Below are 18,016 nucleotides of genomic sequence, written 5' to 3'. Positions count from 1 at the left end.
CCCTCTTTGAATCGGCGTGGCGGACACGCCCCTAAGGGGCGCGGGGCTGTGTTGATATGCGGCTCCGCCGCGTGGGCGCGACCAGCCCCCACTCACCCGCCACCCCGCAACGGCGCACAGACACTACGGCGCACAACGATGTGAGTACCGAGCAGATGATGACTCCCACCCGCGCTCTCAGAATCACGCAGAGCAATCCGCACAGCAGCCCGCCCCAACTCCTCCGCCGGCGTCCGCACAGTCGTCAACGGCGGACTGAAATCCTCAGCAAGCGGAATGTCGTTGTACCCCACCACGGAAATATCCTCCGGCACCCGAAGCCCCGCCTCCGCAACAGCCCGCAGCACCCCCGCCGCCACCATGTCGTCCCCGGCGAACACCGCGGTGAACTCCCGCGTCCTCTCCAGAAGTTCACTCATCGCCCGCAACCCCGCCGCCCGCCCCAGCCCACAGTCCACGACGTACCCGGCCTCGGGCGGCAGCCCATGCTCGGCGAGCGCGGCCCGATACCCGGCAACCCGGGCATCCAGCGCCGTATTACCCGGCAGCCCCCCGAGAAAGGCGATCCGGCGATGACCGGCGGACAACAGATGCCCGGTAATCGCGCGCGCACCGGCCTCGTTGTCGAACTCCACGACAAGCGCGGGGACATCAGGCCCTGGCGCCGGCCGCCCGCACAGCACGAGCCGCGCCCCCGAGGAGGCCAACGCATGCGCGTAGTGCGCGACCCGCTCCCGATACGCGTCGTCCTCCACCACTCCACCCACCAGAATCACCAGCCGCGCCCCCTCCTCCCGCATCAGCTGCACGAACTCCATCTCGCGCTGCGCGTCCCCACCCGTCGCACCGACCACACACAGCCAGCCCCGATCGGCGGCCTCCGCCTCGACCCCCTCGGCGACCTGGGCGTAGAACGGGCTGGTGACCTGCCGCACCACGACGGCGGCCATCTTGCGCCCGCCGCCGACCAGGGCGCGGGCGTGCGCGTTGGCGACGTAGTCGAGGTCGCGGGCGGCCCGCAGCACACGCGCCCGGGTGGCGGTGGGCACCGGATGGTTGCCGCTCAGCGCACGGGAGGCGGTGGCCATGGACACGCCCGCCCGTTCGGCGACCTCGCGGATCGTGACCCGCCGCTTGGACACCCTGTCGTTCCCCATCCCCCGCGTCATCCCCCGCGTCTCCTCTTCGACGTGCACGTCAGGTCAGGCGTTGGCCGCGTGGTCCTGCGCGAACTCCTCGGCCATTCTGTCGCCGCCCCGTTCCCGCCAGCGCTTCACCGCCGCGTCCCATTCGGACAGCGGGAGGCGGCCCGCGACGATGCCGGTGACGGTGTCGTCGAGGAGGGCCTTGAGGGTGGTGCCCTGGGCGTTCTTCGTGCGGGACTGCAGGCCGAAGGAGGCGTTGCGGATGGCGTGCGGCACGACCTTCCGCTGCCAGGCGTGCAGGGCCCGTACGGCGTCGGGCATGCCCGGCACGAACAGCACCTGGGGGCCTTCGGCGAGGTACTTCAGCGGCAGGTTGGTGTTGTTCTCGACCTCGCCGAGCTTGGTCGGCCGCGGTGAGCCGTCGGCGGCGCGGGTGAAGTGGGTGCCCTCGACGCCGTAGTGGACGAGCTCCCACTCCTCGCTGCCGAACGGGGCGGCGAGGTAGTCGAGGACGCGCAGCAGCAGTTCGATGCGCTCCTTCTTGGCCTTCTTCAGCACGGTGTAGCCGAAGGAGCGGCGGGCGGCGACGATCCCGCCGGGCTCACCGCCGACGCTGTACGGGAGCGCGGCGGCCGGGGTCATCCCGTCCGGGGCCTCCTGGTACTTGGGCAGGTACGCGCCGAAGCCGTCCTGCATCGAGCCGACCGTGCCGTTGTAGTAGAGCGTGGTCAGGTCGATCTGCGAGATGGAGGTGGCGTCGGGGTGGTACGAGCCGTTCTTGCGCAGCTGCGCCTGGAAGGCGATGGCCGCCTCGTAGCGTTCGTCGGCGCAGCCGGGCAGGAACGTTCCGTCCTTGGTGACGGCCCACTCCTGGGGCGCGTTGTGGGCGGCGGAGTGCACGGCGTTGCCGAAGAGCGAGCCCGTTGCGGCGCCGAGGGCGTACGTCCGCCCGCTCGTCGCCCTCTTCGCGACGGCGGCGAAGTCGTCGGAGGTCCAGCCCTCGGTCATGCCCGCGTCCGTGAACATGCCCTGGTTGATCCAGAGCGTGGAGCCGGGCAGCGGGCGTTCCAGCGGGATGCCGTGGATACGGCCGCCGATGCGGCCCATGTCGCGCCAGGCGTGGGTGGGGATGTTGGCGAGGTTGGGGTAGTCGGCGATCGCGTCGCCGGAGAGGTACGGCGTGAGGTCCTCGGCGCGGCGCCGCACGAACTCGGCCTCGCGGGGCAGGACGAACCCGGAGAACAGGTTGACGATGTCCGGCAGGCTGTCGGCGTCGCCGGCCATGACCGTGGCCATCTTCTTCTGGTAGTCGGCCTGGGAGATGATCGTGTACTCGATCTTCACGCCGAGGGCCTTCTCCACCGCCGACCAGAACCGGTTGGCGGAGGCGGGCTTGGGCGGCGTGCCGAAGGACACCGACATGACCTTGACGGTGGAGCCGTCGCCCGGGGTGCGGGACACGGACTTGACCAGGTCGGCGGGGTAGGCGGTGTATCCGGCCTGGACGCCCGCGTCGGTGGGCGCGAGGTCCGGCTTCGGTCCGGTCGCGGGCCTGTGTGTCGGCCAGGGGGCGAGCTTCTTGCCCGCGTTGGACACGTCGCTGTCGCCGGAGCTCGTGGAGCAGGCGGTCAGCAGGCCGGGGACGGACAGGGCGGCACCGCCCACCGCCATGGAGCGCAGGAGGGTTCGTCGGGACATGCGGGCCATGGGTGAATCACCTCGTGTCGGCTTGTGTCAGCTCTTGATGGCGCCGGTGAGCACGCCCTTGGTGAAGTACTTCTGCAGGAAGGGATAGACGAGCAGGATCGGCACGGTGGCGATCACCAGCACCGCCATCTGCACGGTCTGCGGTGCGGTGATGGTGGCCTCGCCGGTGGTTGCGTCGGTGAGTCCGGACCCGGCCACCACGTAGGTGCGCAGCACCTGCTGCAGGGGCCAGTGGTCGCTCTCCAGGTACAGCGAGGCGTAGAACCAGGAGTTCCAGTACGCGACCGCGTAGAAGAGGCCGACGACGGCCAGCGCGGCCTTGGACAGCGGCAGCACCACGGAGACCAGCACCCGCCAGTCGCCCGCCCCGTCCAGGCGTGCGGCCTCGTACAGCTCCTCGGGGATGCCCTGGAAGAAGCCGCGCAGGACGACCAGGTTGAACACGTTCACCAGGACGGGCAGGACCAGGGAGGCGTAGGAGTCGAGCAGGCCGAGCTCCTTGACCAGCAGAAAGCTGGGGATCATGCCGGGCGGGAAGAGGAACGTGAACAGGATGAGCAGCAGGACGGGCCTGCCGCCGAGGACGCCGGGGCGGGACAGCGCGTAGGCGAGGGTGACGGTGCAGGCGAGGCTGAGCAGGGTGCCCACGACGGTGACACCGGCGCTCACACCGAGGGCGTGGGTGACGATGCCGCCGTCGAGGATGTCGCGGTAGGCGTCCAGGGAGGGCTCGGTCGGCCACAGCACCCAGCCGCCGTTGGCCACGACCTCGTCGGTGGAGGCCAGGGACGTCGACACGATCACCAGGAACGGCACGCACACCAACAGCACGACCGTGGCCAGGGCGAGGATCTTGCCGACCTGGGTGAGCGGCCTGGGCTTCTCCAGCCAGCCGGGGCGGACCTGGACACTCACTTGTAGACCCCCTGTTCGCCGAGGCGGTGGGCGACCTTGTTGGCGGCGTAGACGAGGAGGGCGCCGATGACGCCCTTGAACAGGCCGGCGGCGGCGGCGAATCCGTAGTCGCCGCCGACGATGCCCTGGTAGTAGACGAAGGTGTCGATGATCTCGGCGGCCTCCGGGCCGACCGCGTCGCGTTGCAGCAGCATCTGCTCGAAGCCGACGGAGAGGATGTCGCCGAGCCGCATGATCAGCAGCAGCACGACCACCGGGCGGATGGCGGGCAGCGTGATGTGCCACAAGCGCCGCCAGGGGCCCGCGCCGTCGATGGCGGCCGCCTCGTACTGCTGCTCGTCGACCTGGGACAGCGCGGCCAGGAAGATGATCGTGCCCCAGCCTGCGTCCTTCCAGATGACCTGGGCGACGACGAGCGGCCTGAAGGCGTCGGGGTTGCCGATGATGTCGACGGTGTGCAGGCCGGCGCCGCTCAGCGCGCTGTTGAGCAGTCCGGTGTCGCCGAGGACCTGCTGGAACAGCGCCACCACGATCACCCATGAGATGAAGTGCGGCAGATACGCCACCGACTGCACGAAGCGGCGTATCGAACTCCAGGTGAGGCTGTGCAGCAGCAGGGCCAGGGCGAGCGGCACCGGGAAGTAGAAGACCAGTTGCAGGACGGCGATCCAGAGGGTGTTGAGGACGGACGCCCAGAACGCGCCGTCCTCGAACATGCGCTGGAAGTTGGCGAGGCCCACCCAGGGGCTGCCCCAGAGGCCGTCGAAGGGGACGTACTCCTTCAACGCGATGACGTTGCCGACCAGTGCGCCGTAGTGGAACAGCAGGAAGTAGGCGAGGCCGGGGAGCAGGAACAGCGTGCGGCTGCGGCCGTGAAAACCTTTTCGCCGGACGACGGCCACGGTTCCCCCCTCACTGCCACGGATGCGGTGTGAGGGAAGCTAAAGCGCTTTCACCCGGTCGTCAACGGATCTGACAGAGAAAGGGCATCGGCCCATGTCAACGCCGGGCGTCGACATGGGCCGATGGATGAAAACGCTTCCTTTGAATGCTTCCTTTGAACGCTTCCTTGAACGCTTCCTTTGACGCTGATTCAGCTCCGGTTACGGCGGGCCAGGGCGACCGCTCCCCCGCCGGCCACGAGCAGCGCGAGGGCGCCGCCCGCGATGTACGGCGTCATCGCGTTGCCTCCGGTTTCCGCGAGGTCCGCCTCGGCGGGGGCGCCCTGGGGCTTGACGTCGGAGACGGGGTCGGTGCCGGTGTCGGCGCTCGGGGCGGCGGGCTCGCCCTGCGGCTCGCTGGGCGCCGGGGGCGCCTCGCAGGTGGCCTTCGCCAGGGTCACGCTGCCCTGCACTTCGGCCACGTTCAGCTTCAACGGATTGACGGAGACGGTCAGTTCGAGGGCGGTGGCGGCTGCCGTGCGGGAGGTCGTCTCCCGCTTCGACAGGTCCAGGCGTACCTCGCCCACGCCGGGCACCGTCACGTTCGTCGCGCCACCGGCGGTGAGCGTCACCTTCTTGCCGAGCACCGTGACCGCGCCGGCCACGTTCGACTCGGCGACCGGCGTCTTCCCCGCGGCGCAGGTCGCGGTCGAGGTGACGGTCTCGACCTCGATGAGCGACAGCAGCGGCAGACCGGGCACGTGCAGCCGGGCGTTGGCCAGCCGCGTGCTGCCCTCCGCCTTCTCGTCGGTCACGGTCGCCTTCGCCTGCGCCACGTCGGCGCGCAGCACGCTGAACGGCTCTCCACCGTCGACGCCGTCCAACTGTGCGGTGAGCGCGGTCTTCTCGGCACTCTGGGGTGCCTGCACCTCGTTGAGGGTGACCGCGAGCGGGACGTTGACGGTCTTGTTGAGCAGAGAGACGTCCAGTCCGGTGCGCAGGACGAGCGCGCTCGCGCGACCCTGGTCGTCCGTCGCGTACGCGGAGCCCGCGCCGGCCAGGACCGCGGGACCGGCGGCGAGGACGGCGGCCGCCGCGACGGCGATCGAACGACGTGCGGGCATACGGAAGTTGTTGCTGTTCAAGGTGGTGGGACCCCCCAGAAGAGTGACGCTTGGGACCACGCAAGGATTACGCACTCAGAGTGAATGGACTGCGATCCTGCGTTACTTCACCCCATCGTGGGGTTTCTGTGAACGAGTTCGATTTCTCTGGGCACGGACGTTCCCCACTGTCCTGGTCAGGCGTGCGCCTGCCCCGGCGCGCACGGCGCGCGGTCCGACAGGCGACGCGGCACGCGCGCTCCTATGCTGAGGTGAAAAGGGCCTTCGGCCCAGGTCGCGGGCCCCTCCTCGTGGTGCAGGGAGTCAGCCCATGACGCGCTCGTGCGGACGACTGCGCAGGGGGGCCGTGATCGCCGCGGCTGTGGGGACGCTCGTGGTACCGCTGGGCGGCGGAACCGCCCTGGGGACATCCGAGTCCGTCCCCGCCCTCGCCGGACAGCCCTCGCCCTCCCCGTCGCCCTCGGACGACTTCCGCAGGCTCACCCCCGAGGTGAAACGGCAGGTCGACAGGGCCGTCGAGCAGGTCAGGCGCGAGGCGAACGTGCCCGGCGTGACCGTGGGGATATGGACCCCCGACAAGGGCAGCCACGTGCGGTCCTTCGGCGTCGCCGACAAGGAGACCGGCCGGCGGATGACGCCGGGCCTGTACATGCGGATCGGCAGCGAGACCAAGACGTTCACCGTGACCGCGCTGCTGAAGCTGGTCGACGAGGGGAAGATCGGCCTCGACGACACCATCGGCGAGTACGTCGACGGCGTGCCCAACGGCGACGAGATCACCCTGCGCCAGCTGGCCGGGATGCGCAGCGGCCTCTTCAACTACTCCGAGGACCAGGACTTCTTCAAGGCGTTGACGTCCGATCCCGAGCGGTCGTTCACCCCGCAGGAGCTGCTCGACTACGCCTTCAAGCACCCGGTGATGTTCCAGCCCGGCGAGGAGTTCTACTACTCCAACACCAACCTGATCCTGCTCGGTCTGGTCGTCGAGCAGGTCGGCGGTCAGCCGGTGCAGGACTACATCCGGGAGAACATCCTGGAACCGGCCGGTATGGACCGCACGATCTTCCCGACCGACGCGGCGTTCCCCGCCCCGCACGCCCAGGGGTACACGAACCAGACCGCGGACGGGAAGGTCGCCGACTCCACCGCCTGGAACCCCTCCTGGGGCTGGGCGGCCGGCGCGATGATCTCCACGCTCGAGGACCTGCGCACCTGGGCGCCCACCGTCGCCACCGGCGTCCTGCCCGACGGCGACATCCTGATCAGCCCCGTCACCCAGAGGCAGCGGCTCGACACGCGCTCCACCACGATCCCGGGCGCCGGGTACGGCCTCGGCATCTTCAACGTCCAGGGCTGGATCGGGCACAACGGCTCGCTGCCCGGCTACGAGTCCCTGACCGTCTACCTGCCGTCGGCCCGCGCCACCCTCGTCGTGGTGCTCAACACGGACATCGGCCAGGGCGACACGGAACCCAGCACGCTGTTCGGCGACGCGATCACGAAGATCGTGAGCCCACAGCACGTCTTCAATCTGCCGGCGCAGCCCGCGGCACGCTGAGCGGTGCTAGCCGACGACTCGACCGTTCAGCACGACCCTGCGCGGTGCCGCCAGTGCCCGTACGTCGGCCCGGGGGTCCGTCCCGTACACCACGACGTCGGCCGGGGCCCCCTCGTCGAGGCCGGGGCGGCCGAGCCACTCGCGGGCCGCCCAGGTCGTCGCCGACAGGGCCTGAAGCGGTGGGATCCCGGCGGTGACCAGTTCCTCCACCTCCGCCGCCGCCAGACCGTGCGCCAGGGAGCCACCGGCGTCCGTGCCGACGTAGACCGGGATCCCGGCGTCGTAGGCGTTGCGAACGGTGTCGTAGCGGCGCTCGTGCAGTCGCCGCATGTGGTCCGACCAGCGGGGGAACCTGGACTCGCCGCCGTCGGCCAGCTTGGGGAACGTGGCGATGTTGACCAGGGTGGGGACGATCGCGACGCCACGGGCGGCGAAGAGGGGGATCAGGTCGTCCGTGAGGCCGGTCGCGTGCTCGATGCAGTCGATGCCCGCCTCGACCAGGTCCTTCAGGGAGTCCTCGGCGAAGCAGTGGGCGGTCACGCGGGCGCCCAGGCGGTGGGCCTCGGCGATGGCGGCCTCGACCGCCTCCCTGGGCCAGCAGGCCGACAGATCGCCGAGGTCGCGGTCGATCCAGTCGCCGACCAGCTTGACCCAGCCGTCGCCGCGGCGGGCCTCCTGGGCGACGTAGGCAACCAGGTCCTCCGGCTCGATCTCGTAGGCGTAGTTGCGGATGTAGCGGCGGGTGCGGGCGATGTGGCGGCCGGCCCGGATGATCTTCGGCAGGTCGTCGCGGTCGTCGATCCAGCGGGTGTCCGAGGGGGAGCCGGCATCGCGGATGAGGAGGGTGCCGGCGTCGCGGTCGGTGAGGGCCTGCTTCTCGGCGACGTCCTGGGGGACCGCGCCGTGCTGGTCCAGGCCGACGTGGCAATGGGCGTCCACCAGGCCGGGGAGGGCCCAGCCGTCCACCGTTTGCACGTCGTGGGCGCCCACGGGGCGGTCGTAGGAGATGCGTCCGTCTACGACCCACAGTTCGTCGCGGACTTCTTCGGGGCCGACGAGGATGCGGCCCCTTACGTGCAGCACGGCGCTCATGTATCGCAGAGTAACGGTCAAATTTCGGGTGCGGGTTGCGGGGGCTGGTCGCGCCCACGCGGCGGAGCCGCACAATGTCACAGCCCGCACCCCTTAACCGGCGTTGTTCTCCTCTACGTTTGCCATGGCCGGGTCGAGGAGCCTCGACAAGAAATGACGGGTTCGCTCGTGCTGCGGGTTGGTGATCACCTGCTCCGGGGTGCCGTCCTCGACGATCACTCCCCCGTCCATGAAGACCACCCTGTCCGCCACCTCGCGGGCGAAGGTCATCTCATGCGTGACGACCATCATCGTCATGCCCTCCTGGGCGAGCATGCGCATGACGGCGAGGACGTCCCCGACCAGTTCCGGGTCCAGGGCCGACGTCGGCTCGTCGAAGAGCATGACCTCCGGGCCCATCGCCAGGGCGCGGGCGATGGCGACGCGCTGCTGCTGGCCGCCGGAGAGGGACGACGGGTAGGCGCTCGCCTTCTCGGTGAGGCCCACGCGTTCCAGGTTCTCCGCGGCCACCTTCGCGGCCTGCGCCTTGTCCCGCCCGAGGACCCGGCGCTGGGGCAGCGTGAGGTTCTCGGTCACCGTGAGGTGGGGGAAGAGGTTGAACTGCTGGAAGACCATGCCGATCCGGCGGCGTACGGCGTCGATGTCGACGTCGGGGTCGGTGACCTCGGTGCCGCCGACGAGGACCTGGCCCTTGGTCGGCTCCTCCAGCAGGTTCACGCAGCGCAGCAGCGTCGACTTGCCGGAGCCGGAGGGGCCGATGACGCAGACGACCTCGCCCTGGGCGATCTCCAGGTCGATGCCGCGCAGGACGTGGTTGTCGCCGAAGGACTTGTGCAGGTCGCGGATCTCGATCTCGGGTCGGCTCATTTGACGGCCTCCTGGGCCTTCGACTCCATACGGCGTACGACGAAACCGAGCGGGATCGTGACCAGCAGGTAGCACAGGCCGGCGACCAGGATCGGCGTGGAGTTGGCGGTCTGGCTGGCCAGGTCGCGGCCGAACTTGGACAGCTCCCGCTCCCCCAGCGTGACACCGAGGAAGAGCACCAGCGAGGAGTCCTTGAAGAGAAGGACGAGTTCGTTGGTGAGCGGCGGAAGGATGATCCGGAAGGCCTGCGGGAGGATGATCGAGATCATCGCGCGGGCCGGGGAGAAGCCCAGCGAACGGGCCGCCTCCATCTGCCCCTTGGGCACCGCCTGGATGCCCGCGCGGAACGTCTCCGCCATGTACGCCGCCGCCACCAGGCCGAGCGCGAGGGCGACCTTGCCGTAGGTGCCGCCGGGGATCTCGGTGCCGGGGAAGGCGAGCGGGACGGCCACGCCGATGAAGATGAAGATCAGCAGGGCGGGCAGGCCACGGAAGATCTCGATGTAGACGCCGGCGACCCAGCGGTAGGGGCCGACGGACGACAGCCGCATCAGCGCCAGGACCATGCCGAGCACCAGGCCGACGGCGAAGCCGGACACCGTGTAGAGCACGGTGTTCTTCAGCGCCAGGGTGATGACGTCGGGGAACATCTGCTCGGCGATGGCGCCCTGGGCGAACTGGTTGGCCAGCCGGTCCCAGTCGGCGCCGACCGCGAGGGCGATCAGGGCGCCGACGAAGACGACGTACTGCGCACCCCGGGACAGGGTGCGCTTCCGGCTCCGTGTCAGCCCCTTCTTGCGGGGCTGGACCTCGGCTTTGGTGGCGTCGGTCATGAGGCGGTGGGCGACGGCGAGGCGGCGGACTCCTCGTACGGGCCGATCCACTGCTCGTACAGCTTCTTGTACGTGCCGTCGGCCTTGGCGTCGGCGATCGCCTTGTTGACGGCGGCGAGCAGCTTGGTGTTGCCCTTCTTCACGGTGAAGCCGTACTGCTCACCGGTGTTGACCTGCTCGGCGACCTGGAAGGCGTCGGCGTTGGCCTTGTCCTTGAGCCAGCCCTGGACGACCGGGTAGTCGATGACGACGGCCTCGACCTGGCCGGTGCGCAGGCCGTTGATGACGGCGTCGGAGGACTCGAAGGAGACCGGGTCCAGGCCCTGGCTCTTGGCGTAGTCCTCACCGGTGGTCTGCGCCTGGGCGCCGACCTTCTTGCCCTTGAGGTCCGCGAAGGACGTGATGCCGCTCTTCTTGTCGACCAGCACGGCCTGGGTGGCCTCGAAGTACGGGTCGGAGAAGTCGACGTTCTTCTTGCGCTCCTCGGTGATGGTCATGCCGGCGGCGGCCAGGTCGCACTGGCCGGCGTTGAGGGAGCCGCCGGTCTTGAAGTTCTCGAACGGCTGGTCGACGATCTGCTGCCGCACCCCGAGGTCCTCGGCGACCAGGTCGACGAGGGAGACGTCGAAGCCCTGCACCTTGCCGTCGATCTCCGACTGGAACGGCGGGTACGGCAGGTGGGTGCAGGTGGTGAGCTGACCGGCCTTGACGAGTTCGACCCCGCCGGCGGCGGTCTTCGTACCACCACCGCCGTCACCGTCCGAGGCGCAGCCGGCGACCAGCGCCAGCCCGGCCGTCGCGGTGATGGCGGCCAGCATGCGGGCCCGGCGCCCGAGGACCGTGTTCACGGGGAACCTCCTATGAGGGAACTTTGAAGTTCTGATTATAAGGAAAGCTTTGGGTTGCTCAAAACAAACCGATGGCCGAGAGGCTGTGCGGCCTAAGAAGTCGTCGGTGGCGGGGGGTTGTGGTCCGGCGGTTAGGCTCGACCGCGTCGATTCCGTGACCGAAGAGAGCACCGCCGTGACCCATCCCTTCCTGGATCTCGCCCCGCTGAGCGCCGCGCACTTCGCCTCCATCGAGGACCGGGTGGCCCGGCTGCTGGACACCCGGCAGGACGTCGTGATCATGCAGGGCGAGGCGCTGCTGCCGCTGGAGGGCGCGATCCGGGCCACCGCGGGTCCGGGGACGGTGGCGCTGAACGTGATCACGGGCCCGTACGGGCAGACCTTCGGCGACTGGCTGCGGGACTGCGGGGCGACGGTGTACGACCTGGCGGTGCCGTACCACACGGCGGTCACGGCGGCGCAGATCCGGGAGGCCTTCGCCGAGCACCCGGAGATCGACTTCGTGTCGCTGGTGCACGCGGAGGCGGCGACCGGCAACACCAATCCGGTCGCGGAGATCGGTGCGGTGGTACGGGAGCAGGGTGCCCTCTTCTACCTGGACGCCGTCGCGTCCGTGGGCGCCGAGCCGGTGCTGCCGGACGCGTGGGGTGTGGACCTGTGCGTGATCGGGGCGCAGAAGGCGATGGGCGGGCCCGCCGGGGTGTCGGCGGTGTCGGTGAGCGAGCGGGCGTGGGCCCGGATGGCGGCGAACCCGCACGCGCCGCGCCGCTCCTACCTCTCCCTGCTGGACTGGAAGGAGCGCTGGGTCGACGCGGGCCGCAAGGCCCTGCTGCACGCGCCCGCCCAGCTGGAGATGCTGGCGCTTCAGGCGTGCGTCGAGCGCATCGAGGCGGAGGGGCTTCGGACGGTGATGTCCCGGCACGCGTCCGCCGCGGCGGCGACCCGCGCGGGCGCGCTCGCGCTGGGCGGCGGCCTGGAGCCGTACGTCCACGAGGCGGCGGAGGCGGCTCCGGTGGCGACGACCCTGCGGGCGCCGTCCGGCGTCGTGGCCTCGGAGCTGGTCGCGCGAGCCCTGGCCTCCGACCCCACCCTCCCCCTGGCGGCGGGCGGCGGCGCCCTGGCCAAGGAGATGATCCGCGTCAACCACTACGGCCCGGACGCGACCCCGGGCACGGTCCAGGCAAGCCTGGCGGCACTGGGGGCGGCCCTGTCGGAGAAGGGCCTGCCCACGAATCTGGAGGCGTGCCGCCGGGCGGCAAAGGGAGCCTGGCGGTAGAGGGTCCGCTGGAGAACGGCCCTCGTACGGTGCGACCGGAGCCGGTGCGACCGGAGCCTGAATTCGCGACAATTAGAGAGCCTTCTCCAGCCATCATTCCGTAATTCAATCCAGCGCAGCTTCCCGTATTCTTCTGCCCGCTTTCCTCCACCCTAAACGCAAAGATTTCGCGAACGCTGACCGGTCCAATTCGGGCAGATCTCGTGAGGGTTACACAGCTGTGACGCGTTCCACATCGCGACCGTTATGTCTGGTATCTGCCGGGCAAATACGGGCATTTCACTACCCCTTCGCGCGACCACTCGCGCCCGCGCGATAACACAGGAAGCGGCGATACGTAAGACCCCACGGCCATGCATTTTCAATTCGCGGTGGGTAAATTCAATTCGCATGACTGCCGCACAAGCAGACCTGCACATCGATCGCCCGGCGGTGGCCGACGGGGCCGCTTTCTGGCGTCTGGCCAAGGAATCCGGAACCCTCGACCTGAACTCCGCGTACAGCTATCTGCTGTGGTGCCGCGACTTCGCCGGTACGTCGGCCGTGGCACGGACGGCCGACGGCGAGGCCGTCGGGTTCGTCACCGGGTACCTGCGGCCGGGCCGCCCGGAGACCCTGCTCGTCTGGCAGGTGGCCGTCGACTCCGCGCACCGCGGACGCGGGCTAGCGGCACGCATGCTCGACGGACTGACCGCCCGGATCGCCGCCGAGCACCGGCTGACCTCCGTCGAGACCACGATCACGCCGGGCAACACCGCCTCCGAGCGGCTGTTCACCTCGTACGCCGCGCGCCACGGCGCCCGCGTCGAGCGCGAGGTGGTGTTCGGCACGGAACTGTTCCCGGACGGGCCGCACGACCCCGAAGTCCTCTACCGCATCGGTCCGCTGACCCGCCTGCCGCAGACGTCGGGCTGACCCGTACCCGCCAGTGGCGGCCTCCAGCAGGCCACAGGCCCCACACGCCCCCGATTGCTCTCGTCACGACCCCCCACATCGATCAGTCGCACAGAGGAGCGAATCCCCGTGACCATCACCCAGCCCGACCTCAGCGTCTTCGAAACCCTGGAGTCCGAGGTGCGCAGCTACTGCCGCGGCTGGCCCACCGTCTTCGACCGTGCGCGCGGCAGCCGTATGCACGACGAGGACGGCCACGAGTACCTCGACTTCTTCGCCGGCGCCGGCTCCCTCAACTACGGACACAACAACCCCGTCCTGAAACGGGCCCTGCTCGACTATCTGGAGCGGGACGGCGTCACCCACGGTCTCGACATGTCGACCACCGCCAAGCGCGCCTTCCTGCAGACCTTCCAGGACCTGGTGCTGCGGCCGCGCGACCTGCCGTACAAGGTCATGTTCCCGGGGCCGACCGGCACCAACGCCGTGGAGTCCGCGCTGAAGCTGGCGCGGAAGGTGAAGGGCCGCGAGGCCATCGTGTCGTTCACCAACGCCTTCCACGGTATGTCCCTGGGCTCCCTCGCCGTGACCGGCAACGCCTTCAAACGCGCCGGCGCCGGCATCCCCCTCGTCCACGGCACGCCCATGCCCTTCGACCACTACCTCGACGGCAAGGTCCCCGACTTCCTGTGGTTCGAGCGACTCCTGGAGGACCAGGGCTCCGGCCTCAACAAGCCCGCCGCCGTGATCGTCGAAACCGTCCAGGGCGAGGGCGGCATCAACGTCGCCCGACCCGAATGGCTGCGCGCGCTCGCCGAACTGTGCGAGCGCCAGGACATGCTGCTCATCGTCGACGACATCCAGATGGGCTGCGGCCGCACCGGCGCCTTCTTCTCCTTCGAGGAAGCAGGCATCACCCCCGACATCGTCACCGTCTCCAAGTCCATCAGCGGCTACGGACTGCCCATGTCGCTCTGCCTGTTCAAGCCCGAACTGGACGTCTGGGAGCCGGGCGAGCACAACGGCACCTTCCGCGGCAACAACCCCGCCTTCGTCACCGCCACCGCCGCCCTGGAAACGTACTGGACCGACGGCTCGGCGATGGAGAAGCAGACCCGTGCGCGCGGCGAGCAGGTCGAGCAGGCGCTGATCGCCATCACCGAGGAGAACCTCGCCGACGTCAAGGAGTACCGGGGCCGCGGCCTGGTGTGGGGCCTGGAGTTCCACGACAAGGAGCGGGCCGACCGGGTCGCCCGGCGCGCCTTCGAACTGGGGCTGCTCATCGAGACGTCCGGCCCCGAGAGCGAGGTCGTCAAGCTGCTGCCCGCGCTGACCATCACGCCGGAGGAGCTCGACGAGGGCCTGCGCGTCCTCGCCCGCGCGGTACGGGAGACCTCCCCGGCCACCGTCTGACCACCGCACAAGTAGAAACCACCCGTTACTAGGAGGCATCGCACCACCGTGATCGTCCGTTCCTTCAAGGAGCTCGAAGGCACCGACCGGCATGTGAAGGCCGCGTCCGGCACCTGGGAGAGCAAGCGCATCGTCCTCGCCAAGGAGAAGGTCGGCTTCTCCCTGCACGAGACGGTCCTGTACGCCGGCACCGAGACGTCGATGTGGTACGCCAACCACATCGAGGCGGTGGTGTGCGTGGCGGGCGAGGCCGAGCTGACCGACCACGAGACGTCCCGGACGTACACCATCATGCCCGGGACCATGTACCTCCTCGACGGCCACGAGCGGCACACGCTGCGCGTCAAGGAGGACTTCCGCTGCATCTGCGTGTTCAACCCGCCCGTGACCGGACGGGAGGACCACGACGAGAACGGCGTCTACCCCCTGCTCACCGAACCCGAGGAGGTGTGACCGACGATGACCACCACCGTCACCGATCTGTACCCCAGCCGAGGCACCACCGAGGTCTCCACACCCCGCCAGGACCCGGTCGTCTGGGGCGCGCCCGGCACTCCGGGGCCGATCGACGTCGCCGATCTGCAGGCGTACGAGCGTGACGGCTTCCTCGCCATCGACGAACTCATCACCGAGGACGAGGTCGCCGTCTACCGGCAGGAGCTGAACCGGCTGGTGACCGACCCGGCGATCCGGACCGACGAGCGGTCGATCGTCGAGCCGAAGTCCAAGGAGATCCGGTCCGTCTTCGAAGTGCACAGGATCAGCGAGGTGTTCGCCGCGCTGGTGCGTGACGAGCGGGTCGTCGGACGGGCGCGGCAGATCCTCGGCTCGGACGTGTACGTCCACCAGTCGCGGATCAACGTCAAGCCCGGCTTCGGGGCGAGCGGCTTCTACTGGCACTCGGACTTCGAGACCTGGCACGCCGAGGACGGGCTGCCGAACATGCGCACGGTGTCCGTCTCGATCGCGCTGACCGAGAACTACGACACCAACGGCGGGCTCATGATCATGCCGGGGTCGCACCGGACGTTCCTCGGGTGCGCGGGGGCCACGCCGAAGGACAACTACAAGCAGTCGCTGCAGATGCAGGACGCGGGCACGCCGTCGGACGAGGCGCTGACCGCGATGGCCTCGCAGTACGGCATCAAGCTGTTCACCGGCAAGGCCGGTTCGGCGACCTGGTTCGACTGCAACTGCATGCACGGGTCGGGCGACAACATCACGCCGTTCCCGCGCAGCAACGTCTTCATCGTGTTCAACAGCGTGGAGAACGCCGCGGTGGAGCCGTTCGCGGCGCCCATCCGGCGTCCGGAGTTCATCGGGGCGCGGGACTTCACGCCGGTGAAGTAGACCGCCGACCCTGAGCCCGGGCCCCTTTCGACAAGGGGCCCGGGCATTGGTCGTGCGGCGCGTCAGCCGGACAGCACGTCCAGGATCCGGTCCACGTCGGCGGGCGTGTTGTACAGGTGGAAGGACGCCCGCAGGTTGCCCGCCCGGTTGGAGACCTGCACGTCCGCGCGGGCCAGCTCGGGCACCCGGTGCCCGAGGCCCGGCACGGAGACGATCGCGGAGCCGGGCGCGGGGACGGGCTCGTGGCCCAGCTCGCCGAGCCCCGCGCGGAAGCGGTCGGCGAGTGCGAGGTCGTGGGCTTGTACGGCGTCCACGCCGAGTTCCTCGAGCAGTTCGAGGGAGTGGCGCAGCCCGGCGTAGGTGAACAGGGCCGGGGTGAGGTCGAAGCGCCGGGCGGAGTGGGCGAGTTCGGTCACCGGCCCGTAGCAGCTGTCCATCGGGACCTCGCCGGCGACCCAGCCGGCCAGCACCGGCGACAGCCCGCCGAAGTCCTCCGGGACGACGAGGAAGGCCGCCCCGTGCGGGCCGAGCAGCCACTTGTAGCAGGTGACGGCGGTGAAGTCGTACGCGCTCGCGTCCATCGGCAGCCAGCCGGCGGCCTGGGAGAAGTCGATGTACGTACGGGCCCCGTGTTCCCGGGCCGCCTCGCGCAGCGCGGGCAGGTCGGCGATGCGTCCGTCGGCGGACTGCGCGGCGCTGACCGCGACCAGCGCGGTGCCGGGGCGGACGGCCTCGGCGATCCGCTCCAGCGGCACGGCCCGCACCTTGAGGTCGCCGCGCACGTGGAACGGGTTGAGTACGGAGGTGAAGTCGTCCTCGGCGGTGAGGACTTCGGCGCCCGCGGGCAGCGAGGCGGCGATCACGCCGGTGTGCGCGGCGACCGAGGCCCCCGCCGCGACCCGGCCGACGGGGACGCCGGCCAGCCGGGCGAAGGTGGCCCGGGCGGTCTCCACGTCGTCGAACAGTGGGTCCAGGGGTCCGCCGTCGACCCGCAGCCGCGCCGCTTCGTGCAGCGCGGTGACGGTGCGGGCCGGCAGCAGCCCGTTGCTCGCGGTGTTCAGGTAGGTGTTCTTCGGGGCGAACTCGGAACGGACCAGGCTCTCGAAGGTCTCCATGGCTCCACTCTGCGGCCCGGCATCCCCCAAGTCCATTGCGTATTTCTACGTGGATTCCCTAAGGGTCCCTTATGAACCTCGCCTGACCTGGGGCTTCACTGGCGCGGCGGCACCGCGCACCCGTCGGGCCCGCACGCGTCCGCGCCACCCGCCTCGACCAGCGCCAGCGGCGACCGCTCACCCCAGGCCTGCGTCAGCGCCCGCTCGAACACCTCGGCGGGCTGGGCCCCCGACACGCCGTACTTGCGGTCGAGCACGAAGAACGGCACCCCGGTGGCCCCGAGCTGCGCGGCCTCGCGCTCGTCGGCGCGCACCTCGTCGGCGTAGACTTGCGGATCGGCGAGCACCTTGCGCACCTCGGCCTCGTCGAGCCCGGCGCCGACGGCGATCTCCACGAGCCGCTCGTCGTCGTTGAAGACGGACCGCTCCTCGGCGAAGTTCGCCCGGTACAGCCGCTGGATCAGCTCGTCCTGCCGACCGTGCTCCTTGGCGAGGTGGAGCAGCCGGTGCATGTCGAAGGTGCTGCCGTGGTCGCGGTCCCGCGTCCGGTAGTCAAGCCCCTCGGCGGCGGCCTGCGCGCCCAGGTTGTCCTCACCGGCCTGCGCCTGTGCCTCGCTCATGGCGTACTTCTTCGTGAGCATCGTCAGCACGGGCTGCACGTCGTCCTTGGCCCGACCGGGGTCCAGCTCGAAGGACCGGTGCACCACCTCGACCTGGTCACGCTGCGGGAAGGCCGCGAGTGCCTTCTCGAAGCGGGCCTTGCCCACGTAGCACCAGGGGCAGGCGATGTCGCTCCAGATCTCGACACGCAGGGTCACGGCTCACTCCAGGTCGTACGACGGCGGAGGCCCTCTCCACCAGGTACGTGAACATTCAAAGGATCCGGGTTCATTCCCGCCGCTGAAGGGGCGCGGGCTGTATCGATATGCGGCTCCGCCGCGTGGGCGCGACAAGCCACAGACAACCCGCAGCCCACAGCCCACAGCCCACAGATCACC

General features: G+C 69.7%; 17 protein-coding genes. 6 read left to right on the top strand and 11 right to left on the bottom strand.

Annotated elements, in window-relative coordinates; genetic code table 11:
- Positions 1 to 92: 92 nt before the first annotated feature.
- From I2W78_RS31830 to I2W78_RS31810, 5 genes are all read right to left on the bottom strand, one after another.
- Complete coding sequence (locus I2W78_RS31830) at positions 93 to 1,157, bottom strand: LacI family DNA-binding transcriptional regulator (protein WP_196463694.1); 1,065 nt, start codon at positions 1,155 to 1,157, stop codon at positions 93 to 95.
- A gap of 45 nt (positions 1,158 to 1,202) precedes the next feature.
- A complete protein-coding gene (locus I2W78_RS31825) occupies positions 1,203 to 2,852 on the bottom strand; it encodes an extracellular solute-binding protein (protein ID WP_196463693.1) in 1,650 nt (549 codons plus the stop codon).
- Positions 2,853 to 2,879: 27 nt separating this feature from the next.
- Positions 2,880 to 3,767: a carbohydrate ABC transporter permease gene (locus I2W78_RS31820; RefSeq protein WP_196463692.1), complete on the bottom strand. Its 888-nt coding sequence runs from the start codon at positions 3,765 to 3,767 to the stop codon at positions 2,880 to 2,882.
- The gene (locus tag I2W78_RS31815) at positions 3,764 to 4,618 is read right to left on the bottom strand and encodes an ABC transporter permease subunit (RefSeq protein ID WP_196464800.1); all 855 of its coding nucleotides are present in this window, start codon (positions 4,616 to 4,618) and stop codon (positions 3,764 to 3,766) included. The genes I2W78_RS31820 and I2W78_RS31815 overlap by 4 nt, the downstream gene beginning before the upstream one ends.
- A 242-nt stretch (positions 4,619 to 4,860) precedes the next feature.
- Positions 4,861 to 5,793, bottom strand: a complete 933-nt coding sequence (locus I2W78_RS31810) for an SCO1860 family LAETG-anchored protein (protein WP_196463691.1) — start codon at positions 5,791 to 5,793, stop codon at positions 4,861 to 4,863.
- A gap of 289 nt (positions 5,794 to 6,082) precedes the next feature.
- On the opposite strand from I2W78_RS31810, the gene I2W78_RS31805 reads away from it, so the two are divergent.
- Positions 6,083 to 7,330: a serine hydrolase domain-containing protein gene (locus tag I2W78_RS31805; RefSeq protein ID WP_196463690.1), complete on the top strand. Its 1,248-nt coding sequence runs from the start codon at positions 6,083 to 6,085 to the stop codon at positions 7,328 to 7,330.
- A 6-nt stretch (positions 7,331 to 7,336) separates the two neighbouring features.
- Here I2W78_RS31805 and I2W78_RS31800 read toward each other — a convergent pair whose 3' ends face one another.
- The 4 genes from I2W78_RS31800 to I2W78_RS31785 all read right to left on the bottom strand — a co-directional run bounded on the left by I2W78_RS31800 (position 7,337) and on the right by I2W78_RS31785 (position 10,970).
- Positions 7,337 to 8,422, bottom strand: a complete 1,086-nt coding sequence (locus I2W78_RS31800; protein WP_196463689.1) for an amidohydrolase family protein — start codon at positions 8,420 to 8,422, stop codon at positions 7,337 to 7,339.
- Between the two features lie 93 nt (positions 8,423 to 8,515).
- Entirely contained in the window at positions 8,516 to 9,289 is a 774-nt protein-coding gene (locus tag I2W78_RS31795; protein WP_196463688.1) for an amino acid ABC transporter ATP-binding protein, read from the bottom strand.
- Complete coding sequence (locus I2W78_RS31790; protein WP_196463687.1) at positions 9,286 to 10,122, bottom strand: amino acid ABC transporter permease; 837 nt, start codon at positions 10,120 to 10,122, stop codon at positions 9,286 to 9,288. The genes I2W78_RS31795 and I2W78_RS31790 overlap by 4 nt, the downstream gene beginning before the upstream one ends.
- Entirely contained in the window at positions 10,119 to 10,970 is an 852-nt protein-coding gene (locus I2W78_RS31785) for a basic amino acid ABC transporter substrate-binding protein (protein ID WP_196463686.1), read from the bottom strand. The genes I2W78_RS31790 and I2W78_RS31785 overlap by 4 nt, the downstream gene beginning before the upstream one ends.
- Before the next feature lie 175 nt (positions 10,971 to 11,145).
- On the opposite strand from I2W78_RS31785, the gene I2W78_RS31780 reads away from it, so the two are divergent.
- The 5 genes from I2W78_RS31780 (at position 11,146) to thpD (ending at position 15,903) form a co-directional block, all read left to right on the top strand.
- On the top strand, positions 11,146 to 12,246 hold the full coding sequence (locus I2W78_RS31780) for a pyridoxal-phosphate-dependent aminotransferase family protein (RefSeq protein ID WP_196464799.1): 1,101 nt from the start codon (positions 11,146 to 11,148) through the stop codon (positions 12,244 to 12,246).
- Between the two features lie 390 nt (positions 12,247 to 12,636).
- Complete coding sequence (ectA, locus tag I2W78_RS31775) at positions 12,637 to 13,161, top strand: diaminobutyrate acetyltransferase (RefSeq protein ID WP_196463685.1); 525 nt, start codon at positions 12,637 to 12,639, stop codon at positions 13,159 to 13,161.
- A 108-nt stretch (positions 13,162 to 13,269) separates the two neighbouring features.
- Positions 13,270 to 14,553, top strand: a complete 1,284-nt coding sequence (ectB, locus tag I2W78_RS31770) for a diaminobutyrate--2-oxoglutarate transaminase (RefSeq protein WP_196463684.1) — start codon at positions 13,270 to 13,272, stop codon at positions 14,551 to 14,553.
- A 48-nt stretch (positions 14,554 to 14,601) separates the two neighbouring features.
- Entirely contained in the window at positions 14,602 to 15,006 is a 405-nt protein-coding gene (locus I2W78_RS31765) for an ectoine synthase (protein ID WP_196463683.1), read from the top strand.
- 6 nt (positions 15,007 to 15,012) lie between these two features.
- Positions 15,013 to 15,903, top strand: a complete 891-nt coding sequence (gene thpD / locus I2W78_RS31760; RefSeq protein ID WP_196463682.1) for an ectoine hydroxylase — start codon at positions 15,013 to 15,015, stop codon at positions 15,901 to 15,903.
- 62 nt (positions 15,904 to 15,965) lie between these two features.
- Here the strand turns inward: thpD and I2W78_RS31755 are convergent, their stop codons facing one another.
- Complete coding sequence (locus I2W78_RS31755) at positions 15,966 to 17,018, bottom strand: aminotransferase class V-fold PLP-dependent enzyme (protein ID WP_196463681.1); 1,053 nt, start codon at positions 17,016 to 17,018, stop codon at positions 15,966 to 15,968.
- Between the two features lie 95 nt (positions 17,019 to 17,113).
- The gene (locus tag I2W78_RS31750; RefSeq protein WP_196464798.1) at positions 17,114 to 17,830 is read right to left on the bottom strand and encodes a DsbA family oxidoreductase; all 717 of its coding nucleotides are present in this window, start codon (positions 17,828 to 17,830) and stop codon (positions 17,114 to 17,116) included.
- Positions 17,831 to 18,016: the final 186 nt, after the last annotated feature.

This window comes from Streptomyces spinoverrucosus (assembly GCF_015712165.1).
GTDB lineage: Bacteria > Actinomycetota > Actinomycetes > Streptomycetales > Streptomycetaceae > Streptomyces > Streptomyces spinoverrucosus_A.
Note: the sequence above shows the minus strand (reverse complement) of the source record. Positions and strands in the feature narration are given on the sequence as shown.

Bases quoted from the DNA above. Each gene is read 5' to 3' on its own strand.
- I2W78_RS31830 (WP_196463694.1), bottom strand. From the start codon at position 1,157: ATGGGGAACGACAGGGTGTCCAAGCGGCGGGTCACGATCCGCGAGGTC.
- I2W78_RS31825 (WP_196463693.1), bottom strand. From the start codon at position 2,852: ATGGCCCGCATGTCCCGACGAACCCTCCTGCGCTCCATGGCGGTGGGC.
- I2W78_RS31805 (WP_196463690.1), top strand. From the start codon at position 6,083: ATGACGCGCTCGTGCGGACGACTGCGCAGGGGGGCCGTGATCGCCGCG.
- I2W78_RS31800 (WP_196463689.1), bottom strand. From the start codon at position 8,422: ATGAGCGCCGTGCTGCACGTAAGGGGCCGCATCCTCGTCGGCCCCGAA.
- I2W78_RS31795 (WP_196463688.1), bottom strand. From the start codon at position 9,289: ATGAGCCGACCCGAGATCGAGATCCGCGACCTGCACAAGTCCTTCGGC.
- I2W78_RS31790 (WP_196463687.1), bottom strand. From the start codon at position 10,122: ATGACCGACGCCACCAAAGCCGAGGTCCAGCCCCGCAAGAAGGGGCTG.
- ectA (WP_196463685.1), top strand. From the start codon at position 12,637: ATGACTGCCGCACAAGCAGACCTGCACATCGATCGCCCGGCGGTGGCC.
- thpD (WP_196463682.1), top strand. From the start codon at position 15,013: ATGACCACCACCGTCACCGATCTGTACCCCAGCCGAGGCACCACCGAG.
- I2W78_RS31755 (WP_196463681.1), bottom strand. From the start codon at position 17,018: ATGGAGACCTTCGAGAGCCTGGTCCGTTCCGAGTTCGCCCCGAAGAAC.